At 60.0% G+C, this 26,531-nt stretch carries 20 protein-coding genes and 2 pseudogenes; 13 read left to right on the top strand and 9 right to left on the bottom strand.

All coding sequences use genetic code 11. From position 1 onward, the window contains the following. Positions 1–28: 28 nt before the first annotated feature. On the top strand, positions 29–1,150 hold the full coding sequence (locus C7H08_RS01505; RefSeq protein ID WP_106669992.1) for an alkene reductase: 1,122 nt from the start codon (positions 29–31) through the stop codon (positions 1,148–1,150). A gap of 31 nt (positions 1,151–1,181) precedes the next feature. Beyond that, entirely contained in the window at positions 1,182–1,931 is a 750-nt protein-coding gene (locus C7H08_RS01500) for an SDR family oxidoreductase (RefSeq protein ID WP_106669991.1), read from the top strand. A 63-nt stretch (positions 1,932–1,994) separates the two neighbouring features. On the opposite strand, the pseudogene C7H08_RS18515 reads toward C7H08_RS01500, so the two are convergent. Together C7H08_RS18515 and C7H08_RS18510 are read right to left on the bottom strand one after the other, a co-directional pair. Further along, a pseudogene (locus C7H08_RS18515) lies at positions 1,995–2,372 on the bottom strand (methyl-accepting chemotaxis protein); the annotation flags it as partial. A 162-nt stretch (positions 2,373–2,534) separates the two neighbouring features. Then, positions 2,535–3,266: pseudogene (locus C7H08_RS18510) on the bottom strand (PAS domain-containing protein); the annotation flags it as partial. A 189-nt stretch (positions 3,267–3,455) separates the two neighbouring features. Here C7H08_RS18510 and C7H08_RS01490 point away from each other — a divergent pair. The 11 genes from C7H08_RS01490 (at position 3,456) to C7H08_RS01440 (ending at position 13,627) form a co-directional block, all read left to right on the top strand. Then, entirely contained in the window at positions 3,456–4,781 is a 1,326-nt protein-coding gene (locus C7H08_RS01490) for a DASH family cryptochrome (RefSeq protein ID WP_106669989.1), read from the top strand. Next, the gene (locus C7H08_RS01485) at positions 4,778–5,272 is read left to right on the top strand and encodes a DUF6231 family protein (protein ID WP_106669988.1); all 495 of its coding nucleotides are present in this window, start codon (positions 4,778–4,780) and stop codon (positions 5,270–5,272) included. Before C7H08_RS01490 ends, C7H08_RS01485 begins: the two co-directional genes overlap by 4 nt. Further along, positions 5,266–6,909 carry a phytoene desaturase family protein gene (locus C7H08_RS01480; RefSeq protein ID WP_227663210.1) on the top strand — a complete coding sequence of 548 codons (1,644 nt, stop codon included), beginning with the start codon at positions 5,266–5,268 and terminating at the stop codon, positions 6,907–6,909. The genes C7H08_RS01485 and C7H08_RS01480 overlap by 7 nt, the downstream gene beginning before the upstream one ends. A gap of 9 nt (positions 6,910–6,918) precedes the next feature. Further along, positions 6,919–7,176 carry a TIGR03643 family protein gene (locus C7H08_RS01475; protein WP_106669986.1) on the top strand — a complete coding sequence of 86 codons (258 nt, stop codon included), beginning with the start codon at positions 6,919–6,921 and terminating at the stop codon, positions 7,174–7,176. Between the two features lie 55 nt (positions 7,177–7,231). Continuing rightward, complete coding sequence (locus C7H08_RS01470) at positions 7,232–7,645, top strand: YkvA family protein (RefSeq protein ID WP_106669985.1); 414 nt, start codon at positions 7,232–7,234, stop codon at positions 7,643–7,645. Positions 7,646–7,719: 74 nt separating this feature from the next. Next, positions 7,720–8,502: a flagellar motor protein PomA gene (gene pomA, locus C7H08_RS01465; protein ID WP_106669984.1), complete on the top strand. Its 783-nt coding sequence runs from the start codon at positions 7,720–7,722 to the stop codon at positions 8,500–8,502. Between the two features lie 2 nt (positions 8,503–8,504). Next, the gene (locus C7H08_RS01460) at positions 8,505–9,422 is read left to right on the top strand and encodes a flagellar motor protein MotB (protein WP_106669983.1); all 918 of its coding nucleotides are present in this window, start codon (positions 8,505–8,507) and stop codon (positions 9,420–9,422) included. A 231-nt stretch (positions 9,423–9,653) separates the two neighbouring features. Then, positions 9,654–11,087: a circularly permuted type 2 ATP-grasp protein gene (locus C7H08_RS01455; RefSeq protein ID WP_106669982.1), complete on the top strand. Its 1,434-nt coding sequence runs from the start codon at positions 9,654–9,656 to the stop codon at positions 11,085–11,087. Continuing rightward, the gene (locus tag C7H08_RS01450) at positions 11,081–12,019 is read left to right on the top strand and encodes an alpha-E domain-containing protein (protein WP_106669981.1); all 939 of its coding nucleotides are present in this window, start codon (positions 11,081–11,083) and stop codon (positions 12,017–12,019) included. Before C7H08_RS01455 ends, C7H08_RS01450 begins: the two co-directional genes overlap by 7 nt. Beyond that, entirely contained in the window at positions 12,016–12,801 is a 786-nt protein-coding gene (locus C7H08_RS01445; protein ID WP_106669980.1) for a transglutaminase family protein, read from the top strand. Before C7H08_RS01450 ends, C7H08_RS01445 begins: the two co-directional genes overlap by 4 nt. A 94-nt stretch (positions 12,802–12,895) precedes the next feature. Continuing rightward, a complete protein-coding gene (locus C7H08_RS01440) occupies positions 12,896–13,627 on the top strand; it encodes a proteasome-type protease (RefSeq protein WP_106669979.1) in 732 nt (243 codons plus the stop codon). Here the strand turns inward: C7H08_RS01440 and C7H08_RS01435 are convergent. The 7 genes from C7H08_RS01435 to C7H08_RS01405 form a co-directional block, all read right to left on the bottom strand. Beyond that, entirely contained in the window at positions 13,624–14,721 is a 1,098-nt protein-coding gene (locus tag C7H08_RS01435; protein WP_106669978.1) for a lipocalin-like domain-containing protein, read from the bottom strand. The two genes, C7H08_RS01440 and C7H08_RS01435, sit on opposite strands and share 4 nt — an antisense overlap. After that, positions 14,718–16,979: an FtsX-like permease family protein gene (locus C7H08_RS01430; RefSeq protein WP_106669977.1), complete on the bottom strand. Its 2,262-nt coding sequence runs from the start codon at positions 16,977–16,979 to the stop codon at positions 14,718–14,720. Before C7H08_RS01430 ends, C7H08_RS01435 begins: the two co-directional genes overlap by 4 nt. Then, entirely contained in the window at positions 16,976–17,653 is a 678-nt protein-coding gene (locus tag C7H08_RS01425) for an ABC transporter ATP-binding protein (RefSeq protein WP_106669976.1), read from the bottom strand. Before C7H08_RS01425 ends, C7H08_RS01430 begins: the two co-directional genes overlap by 4 nt. Positions 17,654–17,678: 25 nt before the next feature. After that, positions 17,679–20,831 (bottom strand): efflux RND transporter permease subunit, encoded by a 3,153-nt coding sequence (locus C7H08_RS01420; protein ID WP_106669975.1) that lies wholly within the window; start codon positions 20,829–20,831, stop codon positions 17,679–17,681. Beyond that, entirely contained in the window at positions 20,828–22,069 is a 1,242-nt protein-coding gene (locus C7H08_RS01415; RefSeq protein WP_106669974.1) for an efflux RND transporter periplasmic adaptor subunit, read from the bottom strand. The genes C7H08_RS01420 and C7H08_RS01415 overlap by 4 nt, the downstream gene beginning before the upstream one ends. Before the next feature lie 161 nt (positions 22,070–22,230). Next, positions 22,231–25,461, bottom strand: coding sequence for an efflux RND transporter permease subunit (locus C7H08_RS01410; RefSeq protein WP_106669973.1), 3,231 nt, complete (start codon positions 25,459–25,461; stop codon positions 22,231–22,233). Positions 25,462–25,466: 5 nt separating this feature from the next. Next, positions 25,467–26,522 (bottom strand): efflux RND transporter periplasmic adaptor subunit, encoded by a 1,056-nt coding sequence (locus C7H08_RS01405; protein WP_106669972.1) that lies wholly within the window; start codon positions 26,520–26,522, stop codon positions 25,467–25,469. Positions 26,523–26,531: the final 9 nt, after the last annotated feature.

The following is a 26,531-nucleotide window of genomic DNA, read 5'->3' as shown; positions in this document are numbered from 1 at the left end:
TTTAATTCTTACTTTAAAAGGATCTCTTATGAGCAACCAGAACGATCCGCTGTTTCAACCCTGCAACCTGGGCAAACTGACCCTGCCCAATCGGGTGCTGATGTCGCCATTGACGCGATCCCGCTCAAGCCAGCCCGGGGATATCCCCAACGATATGAACGTCCGTTACTACCAGCAGCGGGCGAGCGCTGGCCTGATCCTCAGTGAAGCCACTCAGGTGTCGCCGCAGGGCAAGGGCTATGCCTTCACCCCGGGCATTCATTCGCCGGATCAGGTAGCAGGCTGGAAGAAGGTAACCGGTGCGGTGCACATTGCCGGCGGCAGGATTCATATGCAGTTGTGGCACGTGGGCCGAATTTCCCATCCGGAGCTGCAACCGAATGGTGACAAGCCCGTTGCGCCCTCTGCCATCAAGCCCGAAGGCGCCAAGACCTTTATCAGCGCCGATTCCGGCATGGTGGATATTCCGGAGCCCCGGGCCCTGGAAACCGCGGAAATGGCCGATATCGTCGAGCAATACCGCCAGGGCGCACTGAACGCCAAGCAAGCCGGCTTTGACGGCGTTGAAGTTCATGCCGCCAACGGCTATCTGCTGGACCAGTTCATCAAGAGCGGCAGCAACCAGCGCACCGACGAATACGGTGGCTCGGTGGAAAACCGCCTGCGCCTGCCGCTGATGGTAATCGAAGCGGTTATCGCCGTCTGGGGTAAGGACAGGGTCGGCGTCCGCGTCAGCCCCACCGGCAGCTTCAACGCCATGGACGACAACAACCCGATCGAGACCTTCGGCACCTTCGCCCGGCACTTGAACGACCTCGGCATTGGCTACCTCGAGGTGGTGGAGGATTCCTTCCAGGGCAACCACGCCAACGGCCGCCCGGAAGACGTCATCGACGCCATCCGGGCCGGCTTCAAGGGTACCTACATTGCCAACGGTGCCTACACCGCCGACGAGGCACGTCAGCGCATCCGTGAGGGCCGCTGCGACTTGGTAACCTTCGGCCGCCCGTTCATCGCCAACCCGGATCTGCCGGAGCGCTTCCGCCAGAACGCGCCCCTGAACGAGTGGGACGACAGCACTTTCTATGGCGGTGACGAACACGGTTACACCGACTATCCGACGCTGAAAGAACTCGAAAAAAGCGCCTGAACAGCGCTTTCATTGCCAAAGGAGATACACCATGAGCAACACTAACGACCCGATCAATAGCAAAGTCGTGATTATTACCGGCGCCAGCAGTGGTCTCGGTGAAGCCACTGCCCGCCGTCTGGCCAACCGGGGTGCTAAGCTGGTGCTTGCGGCCCGCCGGGAAGATCGTCTGAAAGCTCTGACTGAGGATCTGAAATCCAAAGGCGCTGAGGTAATCTGGCAGGTTACCGACGTGACTGACCGCGCCCAGGTGGAAGCCCTCGCGTCCGCAGCAAAAGACACGTTCGGCCGGATCGATGTCCTGATCAACAACGCCGGCCTGATGCCGCTGGCGCCGCTCGACGCCCTGAAGGTCGATGAGTGGGAACAGATGGTGGACGTCAACATCAAGGGCGTGATGTATGGCATCGCTGCCGTGTTGCCGACCATGCGCGAACAACACAGCGGGCACGTCATCAACTTATCGTCTGTCGCCGGCCACAAAGTCTTTCCAGGCGCCGCCGTTTACTGCGCCACCAAATACGCGGTCAAGGCTCTGTCAGAAGGACTGCGTATGGAAGCCGGTGACGAGATTCGTAGCACCAACATCTCGCCGGGTGCCGTAGCAACTGAGCTCACCAGCACCATCACCGATCCAGACGCCAAGAAGGCAGCGGAGGATCTCTACGAAGTGGCGATTGATGCCGATGCCGTGGCCCGGGCCATTGTCTATGCCATCGAACAGCCTGCGGACGTTGATATCAATGAGATCATTCTGCGGCCCACCGCCCAGGATTTGTAGGACCTCCGTAGTTGCTTCAATCTCCCGCAACGCCGCCTGAACGGGCGACGTTGCGGATCAGGATCAACGGCCAATTTCGTCGATTGCCCCCAGCACGTCACCTGCGCCGTCCTGAATCTCGGCCACGATGCTCTCTACCTCAGCCACCTGCCTCCGACCTTCAACCGCTTTCTCCAGCACCTTACCGATCTGATTCTCAACACCTCCGGACAACCCCAGAATCGCGTGAATAACGTCCGCTATCTCCTGAGTGGCCGCGCCAGTATTCGCCGCCAGCTTCCGAACCTCATCTGCCACCACCGCGAAGCCCCGGCCATGTTCTCCGGCACGAGCGGCCTCGATGGCGGCGTTCAGCGCCAGCAGATTGGTTTGATCAGCGACAGCAGCAATCGTATCCACCATTTTCTCAATGCTCTGAGAACGTTCGTTTAACTCGGCAATGATCGACTTCGCCTTGCCGACACCTTCCTCAATCTGTTCGGAGGTAGATCGGGAGTGCTGGAGAGCCTCGCGCGCGCGCCCGGCAATGGCTACGGTTTGAATTGCCGTCGTCGAGGCAACACCCGCAGCGTCCTGGGTCTGAATCGCTTTTTCCACCCGCGGGGTAATGTCACTGGCAAACTTGATAACCTTTTCAACCCGGCCCTGTTCATCAAAAACCGGGTTGTAGGTGGCCTCCAGCCAAAGATCCGTGCCATTTGATCTCCGGCGCTGGAATTGCCCATTCTTCAACTCGCCCCTGGATAGAGACTCCCAGAAGTCAGGGTATTCCCGGTAAAAGGAATCTTCACAGAAAATTCGGTGGTGCCTGCCCTGAATGTCTTCCAGCCTGTACCCCACGGCATCCAGAAAATTCTGGTTGGCTCTGATAATGGTGCCATCGGGTTTGAATTCGATCGTTGCCATGGAACGATTGATGGCTTCGAACGCAGCCTCATGATCACGCATGCGACCATGCTCTTGGGTCACATCCGTGCCAATTTTCATCACGCGCTCGACTTCGCCCTGACGATTTTTCACTGGAAAATAGGTCGCTTCAAGCCAGATTTTTTCACCCTTTTTACTACGCCGGGGAAAGGTTCCTGAGTGTGTGCGACCACTTCGCAGGACATCCCAGAAGGTTCTGTACTCCGGTGAGTTGGTGTATTCAAGGTCACAGAACAGGCTGTGGTGCTTGCCCACCACCTCATCCCGGTGGTAACCGATCACCTCAAGAAACAGATCATTGGCTTCAAGAATCAGGCCGTCGGGAGTGAACTCGATGGTTGCCATGGCACTTGTGATAGCGTCTTGAATGGCTTCGCACCGATCAGTGCGCTGCTGGCACTCAACCATCTCAGATTTTCTTTTATTGGTCAGGAACATGGACATTCTCTGCAACAGATTTTGTTAGATAGACCACTGACATCCTGTTCTATGGCTACAACTTTTCGAAACGCACTAACCTTCTATCACTTCGCTTAAAAACTTTTCTGGATCTGCAGCGTATGTAACAAGTGAACAAAAGTTCTGGGAGTATTTACGTTGCACACGCTTTACTGGTTTACACGGGATCTTCGCTTGCATGACAACGCAGCCCTGCTGGCCGCGTCGAAATCAGACATGTTGTTATGCGTGTATGTCGTTGACCCCCGCTGGTTTGCCCCGGGGCCGTTGCAGAGCAAGGCCATGGGGGATCATCGCTGGCGGTTCATGTGGCAGAGCCTGATGTCCCTGGAGCGTAGCTTGCGCCCCCTGGGGCAGCGATTGCACATTGCCTTTGGCAAGCCAGAAACGGTGATCCCGCAGCTAGTGCACGCTCATCGTGTTGCCCGGGTTGTTCGTTCCCGTCTGCCGGGAACCCAGGAATCCGGCCAGTGGCAGGCGATCAAGGACAAGCTGCCAAACACCCTTTTTCAGCAGATCGAAACCCTGAGCCTGTTTACCGAAGGCTCCCTGCCCATGGCCCTGGAGGATCTGCCGGACACCTTTTCGCAATTCCGTAAACAAGTCGAAAGGACCGGTGAACGCTGTTCCGAGCGGCTGAGAATTCGCACCCTTACCGCCTTGCCGCCGCCTCCGGGCTTTCCAGAAGACAACCGGGGCGAGTGCCCGCCTATCGTCAAGCCCATGCATCATTTACCCTTTATGGGTGGCGAAGCAGCCGGGCTGGAGCGCCTCAATGAGTTTCTGTATGGCAATCACGGCATTGACCGTTACAAGGATACCCGCAACGCCCTGGACAGCTGGGATGCCTCTTCGAAATTTTCACCCTGGCTGGCCAATGGCTGTCTGTCGGTGCGGGAAGCGGCAGAAACCATCAGCGAATACGAAGCCAGTGAGACCAAAAACGAGTCCACCTACTGGCTCTGGTTCGAGTTACTCTGGCGCGAGTACTTCTACTGGTACGCCCTGAAGCACGGCGCCCACCTGTTCCGACGGGATGGCGTTCAGCGCAAGCACCGTCACAGCACTTTCTACGCGCATCGGTTCAAGGCCTGGTGTCAGGGCAACACCGAATACCCGATTGTGAACGCGGCCATGAACCAGCTGCGGGAAACGGGATATATGAGCAACCGGGGCCGGCAACTGGTGGCCAGCTGCTTCATCAACGAACTGGGCCTGGACTGGCGTTATGGCGCCGCCTGGTTTGAGCAGCAACTGGTGGATTACGACGTCGCCAGCAACTACGGCAACTGGCAGTACCTGGCGGGCGTTGGCGCCGACCCCCGAGGGCTGCGACAATTCAATCTGGACAAGCAGGCGCAACAGTACGACCCTGAAGGTCTCTTTGTACAACGATGGCAGGGCAAGTCCGGGCAGCCGGTTGGCCTGCATACCGTAGACGCAGCAGACTGGCCCATTCTATGACCACACCCATTGACACCCCCGCCAGAGTTCTGGCCCGGATCATTGATACCAGCCAGCCGGCAACCCTGCTCTGTTGCGGCCAGACCGCAAAGCAGGTCGCCGCCGTCTGGCAACAGCAGGCGGGCCAGGGCCAGCAACTGATGACGCTGGATACCACCGATCCGAATGCCCACATGCCGCCGGACCAGGTGCCGGACCTTGTCCTGATCACCGACACCCTGGAACACCTGCCTTTTGGCGAGGGTGCCTTGTTGCTGGGCCAACTGCGCAACTATGGCGCCCGTCAGATCGCCGTGCTCGCGCCGCAAACACCCGCCTGGGGCTTTACGGATTTCCTTGGGTTGGGCTTTCAACGTCACGCAGAGCTTGAAAGCGAGAACGGCGCACTCACGCTGTATACCTATAATCTGGATACTTACAACCACAAACGGGCATGGAATAATCCCGACAACTGGGCCAATCCGCATATGTGGGGGAAAACGTGGTGGTAAAGGAAGCAACCGCAAGAGCACTGAAACCAAGCACCCTTCGAATCGGCACCCGCTACCGGGCTAACCGATTGAAAAGCCCTTACGATGCCATCGTGATCGGCTCCGGCATCGGCGGCCTGACGACGGCCGCCTGCCTGTCCAAAGCCGGCAAGAAGGTGCTGGTGCTGGAGCAGCACTATACCGCTGGTGGCTACACCCACAGTTACGCCCGCAACGGCTACGAATGGGATGTGGGTGTGCACTACATCGGCGACATGGGCGCGCGCCACACCCTCGGCCGTCGACTGTTCGATTACATCACCGACGGCAAGCTTGATTGGGCGCCGATGGATGAAAACTACGACCGTTTCTTCCTCGGCGACAAGGTCGTCAACTTGCGTGCCGGTAAAGAAGGCCTGCGGCATTCCCTGCTGGCCTCGTTCCCCGATGAGGGCGAGGCCATCGACCGTTATCTGGCCCTACTCGGCAAAGTGGCCGGCGGTATGCAGTGGTACACCCTGTCCAAACTGTCTCCGGCGCTGGTCAGCCCATTGATTGGCCGGGGCTTGAAATCGGTGTTGCCCGACTGCTTCAACCGCACCACCCTAGAGGTACTGAGCGAGCTGACGGACAATGAAGAGCTGATCGGCGCCATCACCGGCCAGTGGGGCGATTGTGGTGTCACCCCGAAACACTCCAGCTTTATGGTTCACGCCCTGATCGCCAAACATTACCTTTATGGCGGTTTTTACCCGGTGGGCGGGGCCTCCGAGATTGCCAAGACGATCATTCCGGTCATCCAGTCCGGCGGTGGCGAGGTCTTCACCTACGCCGACGTCACCGGCATCCTGATCGAGAAAGGCAAGGCCGTGGGTGTGCGCATGGCCGACGGCGAGGAAATTCGGGCGCCGAAAGTGATCAGTAATGCCGGGGTGATCAACACCTTCGAGCGATTACTGCCTACGGAAATCACCGATCAGATTGGCTACCCGCAAGAGCGCGAGCACATCCGCCCCTCGATGCCTCACATCGGCCTGTACCTGGGCCTGAAGGGCACCCCGGCTGAACTGGGCCTGCCCCGTACCAATTTCTGGATCTATCCAAGTGCGGACCACGACAACAACGTGGAAACCTTCCTGAAAGACCCGCACAACGCACCGTTCCCGGTGGTCTATATCTCTTTCCCGGCGGCCAAGGATCCGGACTACCAGAACCGCTGGCCCGGCACCTCGACCATTGAGGTTGTCGCACCCACCACCTGGGAGATGTTCGAGCCCTGGCAAGGCACCACCTGGGGCAAGCGCGGGGAGGACTACGAGGCACTGAAGGCCAGGATCACCGACCAGCTGATGGAAGTCGTTTACAGCAAGCTGCCCCAGCTGCGCGGTAAGGTAGACTATGTGGAAACCTCAACACCGCTGTCGACCGCCTGGTTTTGCCGGTATGAGCAGGGTGAACTGTACGGCCTGGACCATACCCCTGAACGTTTCGAGCAGCGCTGGCTGAGGCCGAAAACCGATATTCCTGGCCTGTACCTGACCGGCCAGGACATTCTGACCTGCGGTGTGGTGGGTGCCATGATCGGCGGACTGGTCACCGCCCTGGCTATTCAGGGGCTCAAAGGTGCCGGTCTGGCCAAACGAATTTTTGTTGGTTGAGGCTCTGACATGGCTGATGATCTCACCCCTGAAGACGTGTCCCGTATCATCGAGATGGCTTGGGAAGACCGCACCCCCTTTGAAGCTATCGAAACCGGTTACGGTCTCCGGGAAAAGGACGTGATCAGTCTGATGCGCCGGGAGCTGAAACCTGCCAGCTTCAGGCTCTGGCGCAAACGCGTGACCGGCCGAACCACCAAGCATGCCCGGTTAAGGCCCGAAGGGGTAATTCGGGCGTATTGCCCGACCCAGTACAAACACAGATGACTACGCCACCAAGTTTGATTACCTTCAAGACATCTACACGGCAAGGAATACCTATATGGCCATCTTTTCGGAAAAAGCTGCTGAAACACAACTGAGGCACGAAGCGGAAAACGTCCGCAAAGACGATTTGGAGGATCTACTGGAGCACCAGAAAGCGGTAGAAGCAAAGGTCAAAGGCAGCGGCCATTTACGGCGCTTTACCACAGACATCCGCTTGATGTTTTCTTTAATACGGGACTACTGGCGCGGCGACTACCGCGACATTCCGTGGAAATCCATTGCTGCCGTCGCCGGCGCCTTGCTCTACGTGCTGAACCCAATCGACCTGATCCCTGACTTCATTTTCATGTTCGGTTTTCTGGATGACGCCGGCGTAGTCGCACTCTGTCTGAAACTGGTGGAATCCGACCTGCACCGGTATGCCGCCTGGAAGGAACGTCAGCAAGCCGTCGTAACAATTGAGTCGTGACAATTGATTAAAGAATAATCAGCGGGTATTCTCTCGCACTTTGACTTCAACCCTGAGCAATTACCGGAGTTTTTGTGGATTTTGCCACTCTGATCGGCCTTGTCGGCGCCCTTATGCTCATCGCATCTGCCGTGATTCTGGGCACGTCGCCTGTTGTGTTCCTGAATTCGGCATCACTGCTGATCGTGGTCGGCGGGAGCCTGTTGGTGGTGCTGGCCAAGTTCAGTATCAGCCAATTTCTGGACGCGTTCAAAGTGGCCGCCAGAGCGTTCAAGTTCAAATTGCCCGAAACCCAGGCCAGCATTGAAGAACTGGTCGAAATCGCCCAGGTCGCACGAAAAGAGGGCGTACTGGGGCTGGAAAATCGAGAGCTCAGCTCTCCGTTTCTGGCCAAAGGCATCCAAATGCTGGTGGATGGCCAGACCGCCGACACCATCAAACAACTGCTGTCCAAAGAGCGCCTGATGACTCTGGACCACAACCGCTCCGGCGCCAAGGTATTCAACGCCCTGGCCGATGTCGCACCCGCCATGGGCATGATCGGCACCCTGATCGGCCTGGTACAGATGTTGTCCAACATGGAAGACCCAAAATCCATTGGCCCGGCCATGGCGGTTGCCCTGCTCACCACACTCTATGGCGCCATGATTGCCACCATGATTGCCACGCCGATTGCTGATAAGTTGTCGCTGCGGATGACCGAAGAGGCCCGCATGCAGTCGCTCTACATTGACGCCCTGGTGGCGATACAGGAGGGCACTAATCCGCGAATTATCGAACAACTGCTGTCCAGCTACCTGTCCCCGAAAGAGCGTGCCAAGAACGGAGAAGCGACCGCGGAAGCAGAGGCGGGATAATCATGGACGAGTTACCGGAAGAAGAAACACGTGCAATACCCGCGTGGGTGGTGACCTTCGCCGACCTGATGTCGCTGCTGATGTGCTTCTTCGTACTGCTGTTGTCCTTCTCTGAAATCGATGCCCAGAAGTTCAAGCAGATTGCCGGTGAACTGTCCCAGGCTTTCGGGGTGCAACGGGACGTACCTGCCCTGGAAATTCCCATGGGCACCAGCCCTATCTTTGATCAGTTCTCACCGGCACCGCCGGAGCCAACAGTGGTCAACGAAGTAAAACAAACCACCACAGATCAACAGCCGCAGCTGCAAACCCTGAAAAGCCCCACCGACGTCGCGGTGGAGTCCGCCATTCAGGACGAAATGCAGGAAACTCTCGATCAAATTCTGCAGGTGCTGGAACCGGCCATTGCCGACGGCCGCATCAACGTCAACCAGGACCAGCGGCGCATCGTGATTCGCGTCGAGGAAAAAGGCTCGTTCCCATCGGGCTCTGCCCAGCTGACCTGGGAGTTCGAAGGGCTGCTGCTGGAAATGGCGAAGGTCCTCGCCGAGATTCCGGGCCGGTTGACCGTCGAAGGCCATACCGACAACGTCCCCATCCGCACCGAACGGTTTTACAGCAACTGGGATTTGTCGGCAGCCAGGGCGGCGGCCGTTGCCAATGTTTTGTTGGCTCTCGACCACGTCGAGCCCACCCGGCTTTCGGTGACCGGGCTGGCAGACACTGAACCCCGAGTCCCGAATACCTCATCCGACAACCGGGCTAAAAACCGCCGGGTAGAAATCATCATTGATCTTTCCGAGCCCATGCAGGAGCAGGAAATTCGCCTGCGGGAACTGATTGAAACCCAGTCGGATAGCCAGGAAGCCATTATTGACATTGAGTCCGGCACGCCATCCTCGGGCGAACTCACCTGGTAAATGCACCAGCATTACCCACCACCAAACCTTCCGCTTTGTTTTGGTGCATAGCGCCAGCGCCATCAGCTCACCAGCCCAGCCCATAAACCTCAAAATCGCTGCCATGGCTGACCATGGCAGCTAATCCATCGCCTACATTGGCAGTAATGCCGGCCACGGCCCGTGTTTTGCAGTGACCTTGTTAATTTCGCGCCGTTCTGGACTGCGCGCCTCAAGGAGTTGAACCACAAAATGCTGATTCAGACACCGGCCGAGGGCCTGTATGACGAACTGTTTGATGAGAACAACCGAGTGCGGCCCCAGTGCCGGATGCTGGAGCACTGGCTGGTCAATTCCAACGAGGAGCTGATCGCTGAGAAACGTCGGGAGGCCAACGTGCTGTTCCAGCGGCTGGGCATCACCTTCAACGTCTATGGTGAAGACCAGGGCGCAGACCGGCTGATTCCGTTCGATCTGATTCCCCGGGTGATCTCCGCCAGCGACTGGCACACCCTGCAAACCGGTTTGCGCCAACGGATCCAGGCCCTGAACCGCTTCCTTTACGATATCTACCACGATTACGACATCGTCAAAGCTGGCGTGATCAGTGCCGAACAGGTGTTTGCCAATCCCCAGTACCAGCCGGGCATGCAGAACCTGAAGTTACCCCGCAATCTGTACTGCCATATCGCCGGGATTGACCTGATTCGCCACAGCGACGGCAATTTCTATGTTCTGGAGGACAACCTGCGCTGCCCGAGCGGGGTTTCCTACATGCTGGAAAACCGCCGGATGATGATGCGGCTGTTCCCCGAACTGTTTGCCCACTCCGCCGTGGCGCCGGTGGAACACTACCCCAACCTGCTGGGCGAGACCTTGCGGGCGGCGTCATTAAAACCCGACCCGACGGTGGTGGTACTGACCCCGGGCCGCTTTAACAGCGCCTACTTCGAACACGCCTTCCTGGCCCGGCAGATGGGCATTGAACTGGTCGAAGGTGCGGATCTGTTCGTCGCCCAGAACAAGGTGTACATGAAGACCACCACCGGCCCGCAGCAGGTGGACGTCATATACCGGCGGATTGACGACGACTTCCTCGACCCCCTGGCCGGCAATCCGGATTCCATGCTCGGCGTGGCAGGCCTCTACGCCGCCTACCGCACCGGCAACGTGGTACTGACCAACGCCGTCGGCAACGGCGTGGCCGACGACAAATCTATCTACCCCTATGTACCGGACATGATCCGGTTCTACCTGGATGAAGAACCCATCCTGAAAAACGTCCCGACCTGGCAATGCCGCAACCCCAAAGATCTCCAGTATGTGCTGGAGCATCTGCCGGAGCTGGTGGTCAAAGAGGCCCAGGGCGCCGGCGGCTACGGCATGCTGATTGGCCCCAAAGCCTGCAAGAAGGAACTCGACCTGTTCCGCAGCCTGCTCAAGGCCAGGCCCCAGGACTACATTGCCCAACCCACGCTAAGCCTGTCGACCTGCCCGACCTTTGTCGAGGAAGGCGTCGCGCCCCGACACCTGGATCTCCGGCCTTTTGTGCTGTCTGGCAAAAAAATCCAGATGGTGCCCGGCGGTCTGACCCGGGTCGCCCTCGAAAAAGGCTCGCTGGTGGTCAACTCGTCTCAGGGCGGCGGCACCAAAGACACCTGGGTACTGGAGGACGACCCATGCTAAGCAGCGCCGCGTCAAGTCTGTTCTGGATGGCCCGTTACCTGGAACGGGCCGAAAGCCAGGCCCGGCTCCTGGATGTCAGCCTGACCATGGCCCTGATCGATGTGCCGGAAGATCGCATCGAACAGCTCTCGGTGCCCCTGCTGGTATCCGGAACCCGGGAGATATTCTTCGATTACTACACCGAGATCACGCCCCAGAACCTGATCAATTTCCTGCTGCTGGACAGTCGGCATCCGACCAGTGTGTTCAACATCATCCAAAACGCCAGGGATAATGCCCTGCACGTACGGGGCAACCTGTCATCGGATGTCTGGGAAAGCATCAACCAGGCCTGGCTGGAAATGCGAGAACTGCAGCACCGGGGTGTGACCGAATCCAACGCCAGCTCTGTGTTCGACTGGGTGCGGGAGCGCTCTCACCTGTTCCGAGGGGCGGCTTACGGCACCCTGCTGCGGAACGATGCCTTCCATTTTCTGCGGCTGGGCACCTTTATCGAGCGTGCCGAAACCACCGCCCGGGTACTCGACATTCGCCACGTCATGGCCATGAAAGCCGAGCAGGAGCACGCCACCCAGGTGTTTTTCGAGTGGACCGCCGTACTGCACTCGCTGGCCGCGTTTGAAGCCTACCAGAACACCTACGGCCACAACCTGGACGCCATGAGCGTGGCCGAACTGCTGATTCTGGAGCCCGCGGTTCCGCGCTCGTTGCACGTTTGCCTGGGGGAAATTGCCAGTCTGCTGGAGCAGGTTGAGAGCGGCGAGGCCCAGGAATCACGGCGGCTGGCGTCCAGCCTGTACGCCAACATACGTTTCGGCAACCGTGACTACATTGCCGAGCGTGGCCTTCACATTTATCTGGTGGACTTTCTGGAGCGAATCCAGCACATCGCCGGCCAGATCCAGAAAGACTACATGGGGTGGCAGGGATGAGACTTCATATCCGGCACGAAACGCGTTACAGCTATGAAGCACCGGTCAGCGACAGTATCCAGTACATCCGGCTGACCCCTCGCAACACGCCACAGCAACGCATCCACGACTGGCACCTGCAATCACCCGGTGACACCAGCCAGATGGTCGACGGTTTTGGCAATCTGGTTACCGTGATGACGCTCGATAAAGCGGTGAACGAAATCGTGCTGACCGCCGAGGGCATTGTCGATCTGACCGGCAAGCCCCTGACCAAAGATGACTCACCGTTCCCGCCAGCGGTTTTCCTGCGCCAGACTCAGCTCACCGAAGCAGACAACGCCCTGAAAGCCCTGGCCGTGCAATACTCAGCCAACAAGCGCGGTCTTATCCGGCTGATGAAACACCTGCGTGAGCACGTCGAGTTCATGCCCGGCGCCACCACCGTCACCCACACCGCCAGCGAGGCGTTCAAACTAAAAGCGGGCGTGTGCCAGGATCACACCCATATGTTTTTGGCCTGTTGCCGGCACATCGGCGTGCCTGCCCGCTATGTCAGTGGTTACATACACTCGTCGAACGCCGCCCACGTGGCCACCCACGCCTGGGCTGAAGCCTGGATCGGGCAAAACTGGCAAACCTTCGACGTGGTCAACACCCTGAACGTGGCCGAAAGCCACATCAAACTGGCGGTGGGTCTCGATTACCGGGATGCCGCGCCGGTGCGGGGAGTTCGTGCCGGTGGTGGCATGGAGCAGATGGAAACCCGGGCCTGGGTAACCAATCCCGCCGGTGGCCAGTAACAAAAAGCCGGCAAACGCCACCATAAAGCACTCACACTTCATCGGGGATGTGATTAGACTACGCACGACATCAAAAGCCTTTCAGGAGGGCTTCATGACCTATTGCGTAGCCATGCGACTGGCCGATGGCCTGGTGTTCGCATCAGACTCCAGAACCAATGCCGGCTTTGATCAGATTTCCACGTTCCGCAAGATGCACGTGTTTGAAAAGCCGGGCGAGCGTGAACTGGTGCTGCTGTCGGCCGGCAACCTGGCCACCAGCCAGAGTGTGATCAGCCTCCTGGAGCGCCGGGCCGGCACCGATGTGCACAATGTTCTGAGCAGCGCCTGCATGTTCGAAACCGCGGAAATCGTCGGCCAAACCATGCGCGAAGTGATTAGGCGCGACAACCCGGACGGCAAGGTCGGCCATGTCGACTTCAGTTGTTCGCTGATTCTCGGTGGCCAGATTCGCGGCGAAGAACCCCGACTGTTCAACATCTACCCGGAAGGCAATTTCATTGAGGCTACCCAGGAGACGCCGTATTTTCAAATCGGCGAATCCAAGTACGGCAAACCGATCATGGACCGGGTCGTCCACTACAACACGCCCCTGGACCGTGCCTATCAATGCGCGCTGATCTCTTTCGACTCAACCATGAAAAGCAACCTGTCGGTGGGCATGCCGATCGACGTCGCGATCTACCAGCGGGATGCCCTGAAGCCCTGCTTTACCGAGCAAATTGAGGAAGACAGCCGTTACTTCCATGAGCTTCGGCTGCAGTGGCACGAAGGCATTCAGGTGCTGTTCAATCAACTGCAACCGCCGGTGCTTGGCGACCGCTAATCGCCGTAGCCGGTCAGCTCCATATAGCCGACACCCGAGTGACTGCCCAACACCGACACCGGACTTTCCCAGTAGGGGAACAAACCGTCGTTGGTGTAATCACCCTCCGGGGCCACCAATTCCAGATCCACACCCTGCGCGGGCACCTGCAAGCGCCAGCGTGTAGGCACGCCACCAGAACCGTCGCCCGGCTCCAGGCGTAACTGATCCGGCGCCAGCGCCACGGGCGCTCCAGATCGCGGAATCCAGGTGCCGGACTGGTAATGGCCGCCCTCCTCACGCAGCCGAAACACCATCAGCTTGTCGCCGCTGTCCAGGTGCAGGGCAAACCAATCCCAGCCCTGCTGACCGGCCTTGAGAAACTGACTGCTCCACTCCCGATCGAACCAGGCCTTGCCGTGTACCTTCAGTTGCTCTCCCGCCAGCGTCACTGTTCCGGTTACCTCGAGGTTGACCAGGCTGAAGTACATGGAGCCTTCGCCGCTGCCGGACTTGGCACTGAAGCCGTTGTCGCCGTGGGCCACCGGCTGGCCCTGATTATTCAACGCCAGATCAAAAGCCCAGTGATTGTCCTTGCCGGGCTGGCCCTGACTGACCGCTAGCTGCCAGTGGTCCGGACGATCACTGGCGTTCATCTGCCAGTGATCGAGCCAGACCTTGAACGGCTCTGCGACAGCACCTGCCTGGCCCAAGTCGCCCCGGGCCAGGCGCTCCTGAAACCAGTGTTGGCCCTGATAGCTGACGGCTGCGTGGGCCATCCAGGCGGCCTGCAAGGGCCAGGTTGAGGGCTCCGGCCGTTCTGCATCCAGTGCACGGGGCTCAATCGACTGGCGGAACTGAGTCCACTGCAGGCCCAGTGGCTCTCCCGCCTCGGTTTGCAGATTGGCGGTCAGATACCACCACTCTATGCGGTGTGCCGGGTGCGGGCCGAAGTCGTCCGGAAACACCAACAGGTCGCCCGGCGCCGGTTGTTCAAAGCCGTCCAGGGCCTGTACGTTATCGGCGAGCCCCGCAAATCCGGCCTCGTGTTCAGGCCCGGAGCAGCCTGCCGTCAGCCACACACACAACCACACAGCCAACCAACCCGGCCTCATCGCTCTTCTCCGGTTACGGTACCCGTCACCGATGGCCGAACCGCAGGCCGCCCCAGCTGTCGGCGCATCAACAAAGCTATACAGACCCCGATCACCAGAGCCAGAGCCAGCAATTCCAACCAGAAGCCGGGGTACAGTTCCATCGGCAACGACCAGCCGAACGCCAGGGGGTTAATCCGCTGCACCAGTACCCAGGTCAAGCCGACGCCCACCGGCAGGGCGAGTACCGCCGCCGACAGTGACACCGCCAGCGCCAGCGTCAGTAATCTCAGAAAAATTGCTGCACGCTCCAAGCCCCAGACTTCCAATAACCGGAAATACCAGAGCCGGGTGGCCAGGAACACCCAACCCATCAGCAGCAGGGCAACCGCCGCCAGCGCGAGGGTCAGCAGAGTCATGGCACGGGTGAGCATAAAGGTCTGATCGAACACCCGATTAGCGAGATCCCGGATCGAGCGGTTGTCCCGGAGGGTGAGTGCCGGCTGTTGCCAGATCCCCGCCAGGGCTTCGGTAATCGTCTCGATCCCGACGCTGCCCGGGGAAATCGAGAAACTTTCAAACGCCACTGAAAAATCATCGGGTAAGAGATCACCGGCCATCAGCACTTCGCCCGCTGGCCGGCCGTAATCGGGGTAGATTCCCAGCACCGGCACGCTCATTGACTGACCGGCCAGCTCCAGCTGGATCTGGTCACCGGCGGCCAGACCCTGACGGTAGGCGAGTTGCTCGTTCAGCATCACCCCATGCCCTGCGGCCAGTTGCTGCCAGGGCTGCTCCGTTTGCTCGATCAGGTCCCACTCCGTGACCAACGACCCGACTGGCGCCAACGCGAACACATCGACGGATCGGGATTGGCTGTCCAGCCCGATTCGGCCCTGTCCTCTGAGCACCCGATGCCAGCGGGCGCCGGACGTTGCCGGCAAATTCTGGGTCAGCCAGTGGGCCGCGATCTCGGCATCGGCGCCGGTAGGCACTTCCAGGTAATAGTCCGCCGACAAACGCTGGCCCAGCCAGTGATCAAAGGTGGCTTCAAAGGTGGTCACCAGCGCCTGCACCGCCAGCACCATGGCCAGGGCCAGTTGCAGCGCCACCAACGGCAGCGCCAGCCGGCGGCACAAGACACCAAACTCCGCCCACCACCAGCGCCGCAAGGGTTGATGACTGGCCCGCGACATCCGGGACGACAGCGCCGACAGACACCAGGGCATCAGTAACCCGGCACCGGCCAGCCCCAGCGCCACCGACACAAACAGCCATAACAGGTTGGGCGCCAGCCACACGCCTCCGGTACCCACCACGATAAACAGCAGCGCCAGCAGCCCGGACCGAATGACGAACACAGAGGCCTTGCGCAGTTTGTCTGGTATCAACCAGTCCGCCGCACACACCAGCAGCAACAGCGCCATCATCACCACCGTTGGCACCAGCCAGTTATTGCCTGAGGTGGCAAACTGGCGACTGTCGAACAGGCCCTCCATCACACTGGCAAAGCCACCGGCCAGCCCGTTCGCCAGCAGTTGTCCAAGCAGGATCCCCGGGATCAGAGTGAGCAGCGCCAGGCAGACCAGCTCCGCGACCAGATGCCAGCGCACCCGCCGGACCGGCACCCCAAACCGGTTCAGCAGGGCGAAGCTGTCGCGCCGCTGGGACAGCGATAACAGGTAGACACTGCGCAACAGCAGGCCAGTAATCAGCAGCACCAAAACACTCAGCGCATCCAGATTGAGCAGAAAGCTGTCGCCCAACTGCCCGGTGTCTGGCGCCAGCGAGAACGACGTTATCCGGTAGGCTTCGGGCAACACCCCGGTATTCGGAGCGACAATCAGAAACAACTGCGACTGCCGGGCCGGTAAAGCGGCAGCATCGGCAATGTCCAAAAAGGGGTCACCGCGCAGAGGCTGGCCGTCAAAACTGGCGACATCGCCCTGGCGCTGAAAACACAGGGCAGCCAGCGGATCAACACCGATCACCCGGCGCGACTCGCCCTCCGGCAACACTTCCAGCCAGGGCATCAGGCAAAGGCCCTGGCGCCTCAGACTGACGAAGTCCTCGACGGTCAGAACGGCACCGTCGATCCGCTGCACCTGATGCCGCGCCTCCACTGCGCGCTCGCTTTGCCCGAGGCTGGCACGGGCCTCGCTGGTGAGATGGTGAATGCCGGTCCAGAGCGTAGTTGCCAACAGCATCAGCAGCGCCAGCGCGGCACCCTGCCACGGGTGGCGCCGGTAGTGGCTGAGCAGGGCCGTAAAGGTGGTCATGGCAAGGGCGGACCGGCGTCCCGATCCACTGCCCGGTGCGCGAGATCCAGCGTGCGCTGGCAGCGGGACGCCAGTTCCGGATCATGAGTCGCCAAGATCAGGCCGCAGCCGGTTTCGGCCTGCAGCCGGAACAGGCTGTCAGCGACGTCATCGGCGGTAACCCGGTCCAGGCTGCCGGTGGGTTCGTCCGCCAGGATCAGCGCCGGCGCCATGGCGAACACCATGGCCAGGGCGGCACGCTGGCGCTGGCCACCGGACACCTGATCCGGAAAACGCTGCGCCAGTTCGCCAATGTCGAGAGTGTCCAGCCAGTGCTGCCCCCTGGATTGGGGCTGGCCGGCCAGCGCCGCCCTGAGCCGGACATTATCGAGCAACGACAGGGTGGGCATCAGATTGGCTTCCTGAAACACCACGCCAATGCGTTCACGACGCAACTGCTGCCAGTCTGCCCGTCGGTAATCCTGCCCGAACAGGATCAGCTCGCCGGCCTCCGGCCGCTCCAGGCCACACAGAATGTTCAACAGGGTCGATTTGCCAGAACCGGACCGACCCATCAGCGCCAGTGAGCCGCCGGCGGGCAGCTTAAACGCCAGCTCAGCCAGCACCGGCACGGCGCTTTCATCGGAACCAAAGCTCTTGCGTAAACCGCGGACCGTCAGCAGCATCTCCGTCATCGATTGCCCCCTCGCCTGATCAGCTCTACTGTGATTCCCGGGTTTCGCCCCGGCGCTGGGCCTGCCACTCCCGCAGGTGCTCAAGCCACGACAGCAACGCCGGTATCACCAGCAACACCAAGAACGTCGACAGTCCCAGGCCGAAGGCAATGGAGGTGGCCATCGGAATCAGGAACTGAGCCTGCAGTGAGGTTTCAAACAACAAGGGCAGCAAGCCACCAATGGTGGTAAGTGACGTCAACAGAACCGCCCTGAACCGTTGCACCACCGCCTCGTTCAGCGCATCGGTAATGCCCAGCCCTTTCTGGCGCTGCTGGTTGTAAAACGACACCAGAATAATGGCGTTGTTAACCACAATCCCGGACAGCCCGAACAGTCCGAACAGCGACAGAATGGTCAGCTGCAACCCCATCAACCAGTGTCCGATCAGGCCGCCCACCAGCGCAAACGGAATAATAGCCATGACGATCAGCGGCAGGCTCCAGGAGGCAAACACCCAGGCCAGCACCACGTACATCAGTGCCACCCCGATCATCAGCCCAGCTTTCATGTCATCCATGGTTTCGCGCTGATCGGCCGAGCGGCCTTCAAAACTGTAACGCACGCCGTAGCGACTGGCGATGTCGGGCAAAACTCCGGCCTGCAGGCTCTCCAACACCTGATCGGTGGTGGCTACCCGGGTATTGAGGGCGGAGGTTACCTCTACCGCCAGTTTGCCATCGGCATGGCGCAAGGCCTGGAAACCCTGACGATGATCCAGATTCATGACCTGCGACAGCGGCACAAAACGGCCATCCGGTACCCGCACTGTCATCTGTTCCAGCGTCGAATAGTGTTCGCGCTGATCCCGGGGCAACTGCACCCGTACTTCGATTTCATCACGACCATCCTGGTAGATCTGGGCAATCCGGCCGTCGAAGGCCGCCCGCAGCTGGCGGCCCAGATCCACCGTGGTCAGGCCAAGAGCTTCGCCGTAGGCGCTGACCTGATAGATCAGCTGCTCGCGCCCCCAGGGCATGTCGTCTTCTACGTTCAGGACACCGGGCAGGGTGGTCAGTGCCTGAGCCACCTCATCGGCCGCCCGCTTCAGGTTCTGTGCACTGTCTCCGGTAAGCCGAACGTTAACGTCACGCCCTGGGGGGCCAGCCTGGCGTTCGCTGATGTTCAGCGAATCCAGCCCCGCTGGCAGCGGCAACCGATCTCGCCACTGCCGGATGAATTCCGGATTGCGGACCGAGCGACGATCCGACGGCACCAACTCGACCAGTAGCGAACCCAGCTCATCATCATTGCGCGAGCTGCCCTCGGCGCCCTGCGTGGCACCTTGGGTGGTGACGGCATGCAGGATCAGATCGCCACCCAAAGCCTGCTCGGTCTCGTTCAGGGCACGCTGCAGCTCGCGCATGAAGGTTGCCACCGTGCGCTTGTCGGTGCCCGCCACAAACTGGGCATTGGCGTAGAACACTGACGGCTCCGGCGTTGGGAAAAAGTTGAAGCCCAGGCGCCCACCGGCCAGCAGGCCCACGGTGACAATGGCCAGTGCCAGCGCGCTGGCAACGGTGACACCACGATGCTTCAGACTGTAACCAGACAAGCGCCGGAACGGGCCTTCCCGGAAGCTATCAAAACGCCGCTCAAAGCCGTTGCGCCAGCGGACCACCGGGTTTGGCCGTTTTGGCGGTTGCGGCGATCCCTGGTTTTTCTCCGGCTTGCGCTTGAACGCGTGCCGCAGGTGCGCCGGCAGCACCACAAAACATTCCAGCAGTGAGGCGATCAACACACAGATCATCACCAGAGGAATGTCACCCAGGATGTTGCCGATCACGCCACCCACGACCAACAGCGGCATAAAGGCGGCCACCGTAGTCAGCGACGACGCCAGCACCGGCCACACCATCCGTTTGGCCGCGCCCTCCGAGGCATAGACAGACTCTTCCCCCATGCGGGCATGGGCATCGGCGTCTTCCCCCACCACAATGGCGTCATCAACAATTACCCCCAGGGCCATGATCAGGGCGAACAGAGAAATCATATTGATCGAACCGCCGATCAGCCAGAGCACCGCCAGCGCCGCCAGAAAGGCAGTGGGTATGCCGATGGCCACCCACAAGGCAACTCGGCCCGGCAGGAACAGGTACAACAGCCCTATAACCAGCACCAGACCGCCCAGGCCGTTAGTAACCAACAGCGAGATACGATCCTGCAGCAGTTGCCAGGTTTCGTCGTAGACTTCCATTTTGATGGACGCCGGCAACACCGGGCGGGTCTCATCCAGCCAGCTTTGCAGCACTTCCGCCGCCGCCAGCGAGTTACCGTTCTCCGCCCGTTGCAACTGCAGCTCCACCGCCGGCAAACCCTGGTTTTCCATCACCGTCTGATTGTCCCGGGCTTCCTGGCGAATCACCGCAATGTCGCCCAGCTGCAAGCGCACACGGTCACTGCTCAGTACCGGCAGGGTTTCGAACTCCTGGGGGCTGCGACGCTGTTCTACCGAGCGCAGTTCCCGGGTGGCATCCTGCTGAGCCATCATGCCGGCGGGCAAATCCCGCGACAGCGACGCCACCCGGTCGGCGATCTGCTCCAGCGACATACCCAGGGTTTCCAGTCGCTCCACCGGCACATTGATGCTGACCTGTTGCTCCGGCAAACCGCGAATGGCGATGCGGTCTATACCCCGATCCAGCAACTCATCCTCAAACCGGTACACCAGATTACGCAGCTCGCTGCGATCGACATCGCCGTAGATCAGTAGCCGGGCCACCGGCTCGTATCTTTCGATCCTGGCCACCTGGGGCTCTTCGGCATCGGCCGGCAGATTGTTGAACTCATCCACCTGCTGGCGCACATCGTCCACCGCCTGGATCGGGTCGGTGCCTTCATGAAATTCCAGGGTTATCGACGATATACTCTGGGCCGAAGTGGAGGTCATCCGTTTCAGGCCATCTAGGCTGCGCAAGCGCTGCTCAAGCGGATCGGTGATGCCGCGTTCAACATCTTCGGCGGAGGCACCGCTCCAGACCACCCGCACGCTGACCACGTCCAGGGCAAAAGTGGGGAAAAACTGGATGTTCATCCGGCTCAGCGCCAGCACACCACCCAGTATCATCACCAGCATCACCAGATTACCGGCGACCCGATGGTGAACAAAAAAGCCGATGATGCCCTTTTTGCGCCTCACGATGACGGCTCCGCATCATCGCCCGCCGGATCGACTTTCAGGCCGGTCATGGCGTTGGGCAGGTGGGTGATAATCAGTCGGGCGCCCGGGGGCAGCTCATCCCCGGCAATCAGTAACCGGCGCTCGCCGTTGCCGGCAATTGCCTCACCAATCCGTTCAACCTGAACCCGACGCATGCGCCGGTCATCGGTCATCAGATACACACTATCGGCGCCGTACAGAGCGCTGAACGGAACCTCAACGGCCTGCTCTCTGGCGGGCCGCTCCAGCACCAGGGGCAGCAGAGCGCCGGGGCGCAAACCGGCCGACTCGCCCTGCAACACCAACACCGCCTCCGTACCGGCGGGGTCAGACAACCCGGAAAAACGACGCAATTCAAAGCGGAGCTCACCGGTTCGGGCATGGGCCTGCAAGGTTTCACCGCGCTCCAACGCGACCATCAGTTCGTGCTGAAACACCTGCGGGACTCTGGCCCTGACTTCCAGACCCGTCACCGGATACAGTGACAACAGCGCCTGATTGCGGGACACCTGATCGCCCACCGCTACCTGAACCTGAGCAACCACGCCATCAAAGGGCGCTGTTACCCGGGCCCGGGCACTGTCTCTTTCAGTCGCCGCCAGATTGGCTTCGGCCTGCGACAATCTGGCTTGCAGGCTTTGCAGCCGGGCCGGGTGCTCTTCGATCGCCCGCTCACGGCTACTGACCGTCAATTCGGCGCGGGCACGGGCATCGGTCGCGGTTTCCAGGTTTTCCCGGGACGCCAGGTTGCGGGCCACCAGAGCCTCGATGCGCTCAAACTGTCGGTTGGCGTTGTCGACAATGGCCCGTTCACTGGCCAGCGCCCGCTGATCGTTGCGATGGCGCACCTGCTCGGAACGGATCTGTGCTTGCAGATCGGCAACCTGGGACCGTGCCTGGGCCAGCACCGGCGCAATATCGGCCTCATCCAGCGCCAGCAGCAGATCACCCTGTGCAACCCTGGCACCTTCTGCCGCCGGGCGCTCGGCAATGCGCCCGGCCAGGGTCGCGGTGATGTTCTGCAGATCCGGGGCCACCACTTCGCCATACAAGGGTAACACCGGCACTCGGCTGGCCGGCTCTATGCGCTGTATTTCGACCCGCCAGCTGCGCTCGGTCGCGGTCACTTCCGCCGGCTCCGGGCGAGTAGCTTTCAGGATCATGAAACCGGCGATGCCTGCCGCAATGATGATTAAGGGTATCAGTCGTTTAAACATAGCCAGGTTTCTTACTCAGGGTGACAGGGGCGCGCCAACGCATTAAAACTACTATACAATTTTCAGGGTCGTCCGGATTACTCATGGCCTGCGACAAATTCTCACAGGCAACTCTTTGCCAGCCAGGTTTCCGACGCTCAGGCCCGTGCACAGCCATTGCCTCACACCCATTTGCAGCGGGCCAGGGTGTAATAGAGCAAGGGCACCACGATCACCGTGAACAAGGTTGACATGGCCAGACCAAAAATCAGTGAAATCGCCAGCCCGTTGAAGATCGGATCGCTGAGTATAAAGTAAGCACCCACCACCGCAGATACCGCCGTCAGCGCAATCGGTTTGATCCGCACGGCGCCAGCCAGCACCACCGCTTTCTCCAGCACCATACCTTCATCCAGTAACTGCCGGATGAACACCACCAGCAGAATGGAATTGCGTACGATAATCCCGGCCAGCGCAATCATGCCGATCATGCTGGTGGCGGTGAATTCCTTACCCAGCAACGCATGGCCCGGCATGATGCCGATCAGGGTCAGCGGAATCGGCGCCATGATCACCAGCGGCAGGATATACGACCGGAACTGGGCCACCAGCAACACGAAGATCATGAACACACCGACACTGTAGGCGGCGCCCATATCCCGGAAGGTTTCATAGGTAATCTGCCACTCACCATCCCATTTCAGGGTACCTTTTTCCGGTAAGGGCGGCTGACGAATAAAAAACTGCTCGGGCGCATCGTCCCGCTGGTCAAGCAGGCTGACCATGCGAAACATACCGTACAGGGGCGAGTCGATAGTACCCGCCATATCGGCGGTGACATAGGTCACCGGCAGCAGGTTCTTGTGGTAGATCGCACCCATCCAGTCAGCTTCCCGCACCTCTGCGACACTGGCGAGGGGCACCAGTTCACCACTGCGGCTGCGCACATTGATGGACAGCAGGGCTGAGGGCTGGGCCTTGTCGGCTTCCGCCAGGATGACCCGAATGGGCACCGGGTATTTGGCCTGTTCATCGTGCAAATAACTGACATTCACATCACCCAGAGTGGTCTGCAGGGTAGCCACCACCTGCGCCTGGGATACCCCCAGACGAGCCGCCCGGGCCCGGTCAACCACCACTTCCCACTGGCGGGTCGGGGCTTCCAGGGTGGTGTCGATATCGACCAGGCCTTTTATTCCCGCCATTTCATCGGCAATCAGATTCGCCAGTTCGGCCCGGCGAAAAGCATCAGCGGCATACACTTCAGCCACCAAGGGCGACAACACCGGCGGTCCCGGCGGCACTTCCACCATTTTCACCTTGGCACCGTAGCGCCCGGCAATCTCGGTCAGCGGGTCGCGCATGGCCTGGGCGATATTGTGAGACGGCCGATTGCGCTCCCCAGCGCTGGCCAGATTGACCTGGATATCGCCCTGATAGGGATCGCTGCGCAAGTAATACTGGCGCACCAGGCCGTTGAAGTTGATGGGCGAGGCGGTGCCGGCATAGGCTTGCCAGTTATCAACTTCGTCCACGGTTTCCAGGTAATGACCCATCTCGGTCAGCACCCGCTGGGTTTGTTCCATCGGTGTGCGCTCTGGCATATCGACTACGATCTGCAGTTCCGACTTGTTGTCGAACGGCAGCATTTTCAGGATAACCGCCTGGAACACCGGCAACGATGCTGCAGCAACGGTCAGCAGCACCACAACCAGGGCCAGCAAACGCCGGCGCCAGACATGATCCCCCAGAAACGGGTTCAGGACACCGTTGAACACCTTCATCGACAACGGGCTGACACCGTCAGCGGAACTCCCGGCCTCACCGTTTTCCTCCAGCGCATCGCCTTGCTTGTGCTTGAGCAGACGAAACGCCAGCCAGGGCGCCACCACAAAAGCAACAACCTGAGATATCACCATGCCGGCGGACGCGTTGATCGGGATCGGGCTCATGTAAGGCCCCATCAGCCCGGTCACAAAGGCCATCGGCAGCAGCGCCGCCATGATGGTAAGGCTGGCCATGATGGTCGGCGTGCCCACCTCATCCACCGCCACCGGAATGATGTCCTTGATCGCCCGGCGACTGTTCTGGATGCGGCGATTGATGTTCTCGGTAATAACAATGCCATCGTCCACCAGAATCCCGATGGAAAAGATCAGCGCAAACAGCGAGACCCGGTTGAGCGTAAAGCCCCAGGCCCAGGAGAACACCAGCGTGAGCAACAGGGTGATGAACACCGAAACACCCACAATCAGTGCCTGCCGCCAGCCCATAAACGCCAGTACCAGCAACATGACCCCGAGGGTGGCGGAGATCAGATCTGAAATCAGTTTCTGGGCCTTATCGGAAGCCGTTGCCCCGTAATCCCGGGTCACCAGAACTTCCACATCCGCCGGCAGAGCCCGGTTGCGCAACTGTTCCAGGCGCTGCTCAATAGCGGTGGTAATATCGATGGCGTTTTCACCCGGCTTCTTGGCAATGGCCAGCGTCACCGCCGGATACACATCCCCGGCCTTACCGACCCGGCTCTCAGGATGTGCCGGGCCGAAACCCACCAGCACACTCTGGTCCGGTACCGTGCCACCCCGGCGCACTTCGGCTACATCATTCAGATAGACCGCCGCGCCCTGCTGCATACCCACCACCAGGCGTTTTACATCGGCGAGCGATTCCAGCAGGGTGCCGGCCTGTACCGGGATCGACACGTTATCCCGGGTTACCCGTGCCTCCTGGCTGGAGGTGTTGGCCGACTGCAGGGCACTTTCGATGTCTGCCGTGGTCAGGCCGAATCCCGCCAGCAGGGCGGGGTCAAAAATGATATCCACCCGGTCCGGCACTCCGCCCACGGTGTAAATATCGCGGGTACCCGGCACCCGCTTCAGCGCCACTTCCAGCATATGGGCCAGCCGGGTCAGCTCTTCGCCAGTGTGCGTGCCGCTCGGGTCATAAAGCGTGAGAGTCATCACCGGCACATCGTCGATACCCCGGGGTTTGATCACCGGCTGCGAAGCGCCCAGGTTCTGTGGCAGCCAGTCCTGGTTTGAATACACCTGATTATACAGCCGCACCAGCGCTTCCTGGCGGGCAATGCCCACTTCAAACTGCACGGTGATCACTGCCTGGCCCTGGCGGGAAACAGAATAAACATGTTCCACGCCCAGGATTTCACTCATCACCTGTTCAGCCGGTGTGGCGATGACGCTTTCCACCTCCCGGGTACTGGCGCCGGGTAGCGCAACCAGGATGTCGGCCATGGTGACGTCAATCTGCGGCTCTTCTTCTTTGGGTGTAACCACCACAGACAGAGCACCGAGAATGATGGCCAGAATTGCCAACAGCGGGGTCAGATGATTGTTCTGGAACACTCGTGCGATGGCACCGGAAGGGCCAACCGGAGGCAATTGATCGGTCACGGCAACTACTCCCCTTCAGCCATGGAGCGACGGGTCAGATTCAGGCGCTCGCTACCGACCAGAACGGCGGGGTTCGCCACCACCCGCTCACCCGCCGACAGTCCCGCCAGAATTTCCAGCCGGTCACCCTCGCGACTGCCCTCCCGTATCTGTCGCAAGCGGGGTTGGTCCTGGTCATCCAGCACAAACACAGCTCTCAATTCGCTGCGCTGTATCAACGCTGATTCGGGTACCCACAGTGCCTCCCGACTGGCAACCGGCACGCCTACTTTTACCAGCATGCCCGGGAACAGACTGCCATTGGGTTCATTCAAGCGCAGCCTTAAACGGAAAGTATGGGTTTCGGGGTTGGCATAGGGGTAGAAGGTCAGCTCGCCGGTTTCCAGTACTCGGCCATCCGCCAGGGTAACGGTGGCTTGGCGTTCGTCGCGGGCCAATGCGGCGTATTTCTGAGGCAGATCCACCACCACCCGCAGCTGTTCGAGCGACAAACCACTCAGCAGTGGCTGGCCAGGATTCACCGACTCACCCAGCTCGACATGACGCTCGGTCAGGATACCGCCGTAAGGGGCAATAATGCGGGTGTAGTCCAGTTGTTTCTGCGCTTCGGCCACTGAAGCTTCGGCCCGCTCCACTCGTGCGCTGGCTGCACTGAGATTGTTTCTGGCCTGGTCAAACTCCTGTCGCGACACTAGGCCACGCTCATGGATGGCCTCGATACGCTCGTACTGCTGCCTGGCGTTCTGCAGTCCTGATCGAGCTTCTTCCAGGCCGGCCTCTGCCTGTCGGAGTCTGGATTGCTGTTCGCTGTCTTCCAGACGAACGATCAAATCACCCGCGGTCACTGAGTCGTCCACATCAAACGGCAACTCCATGACCGTGCCGGAAGTCTGCGCCGACACCGTACTTTGCTGAACCGCCTCGATCAGTCCATCAAGATGGATTACTTCGGTTAATGGCGCCCGGGCAACCGTAGAAACGATCAACTCATCGGACTGACCCATGGCAGGAATCATTAGCAAAGAAGCCAGAAACCAGCCCAACCGCATATGCTTGATCATTCACTTATT

It is taken from the genome of Marinobacter halophilus (assembly GCF_003007685.1).
GTDB lineage: Bacteria > Pseudomonadota > Gammaproteobacteria > Pseudomonadales > Oleiphilaceae > Marinobacter > Marinobacter halophilus.
Note: the sequence above shows the minus strand (reverse complement) of the source record. Positions and strands in the feature narration are given on the sequence as shown.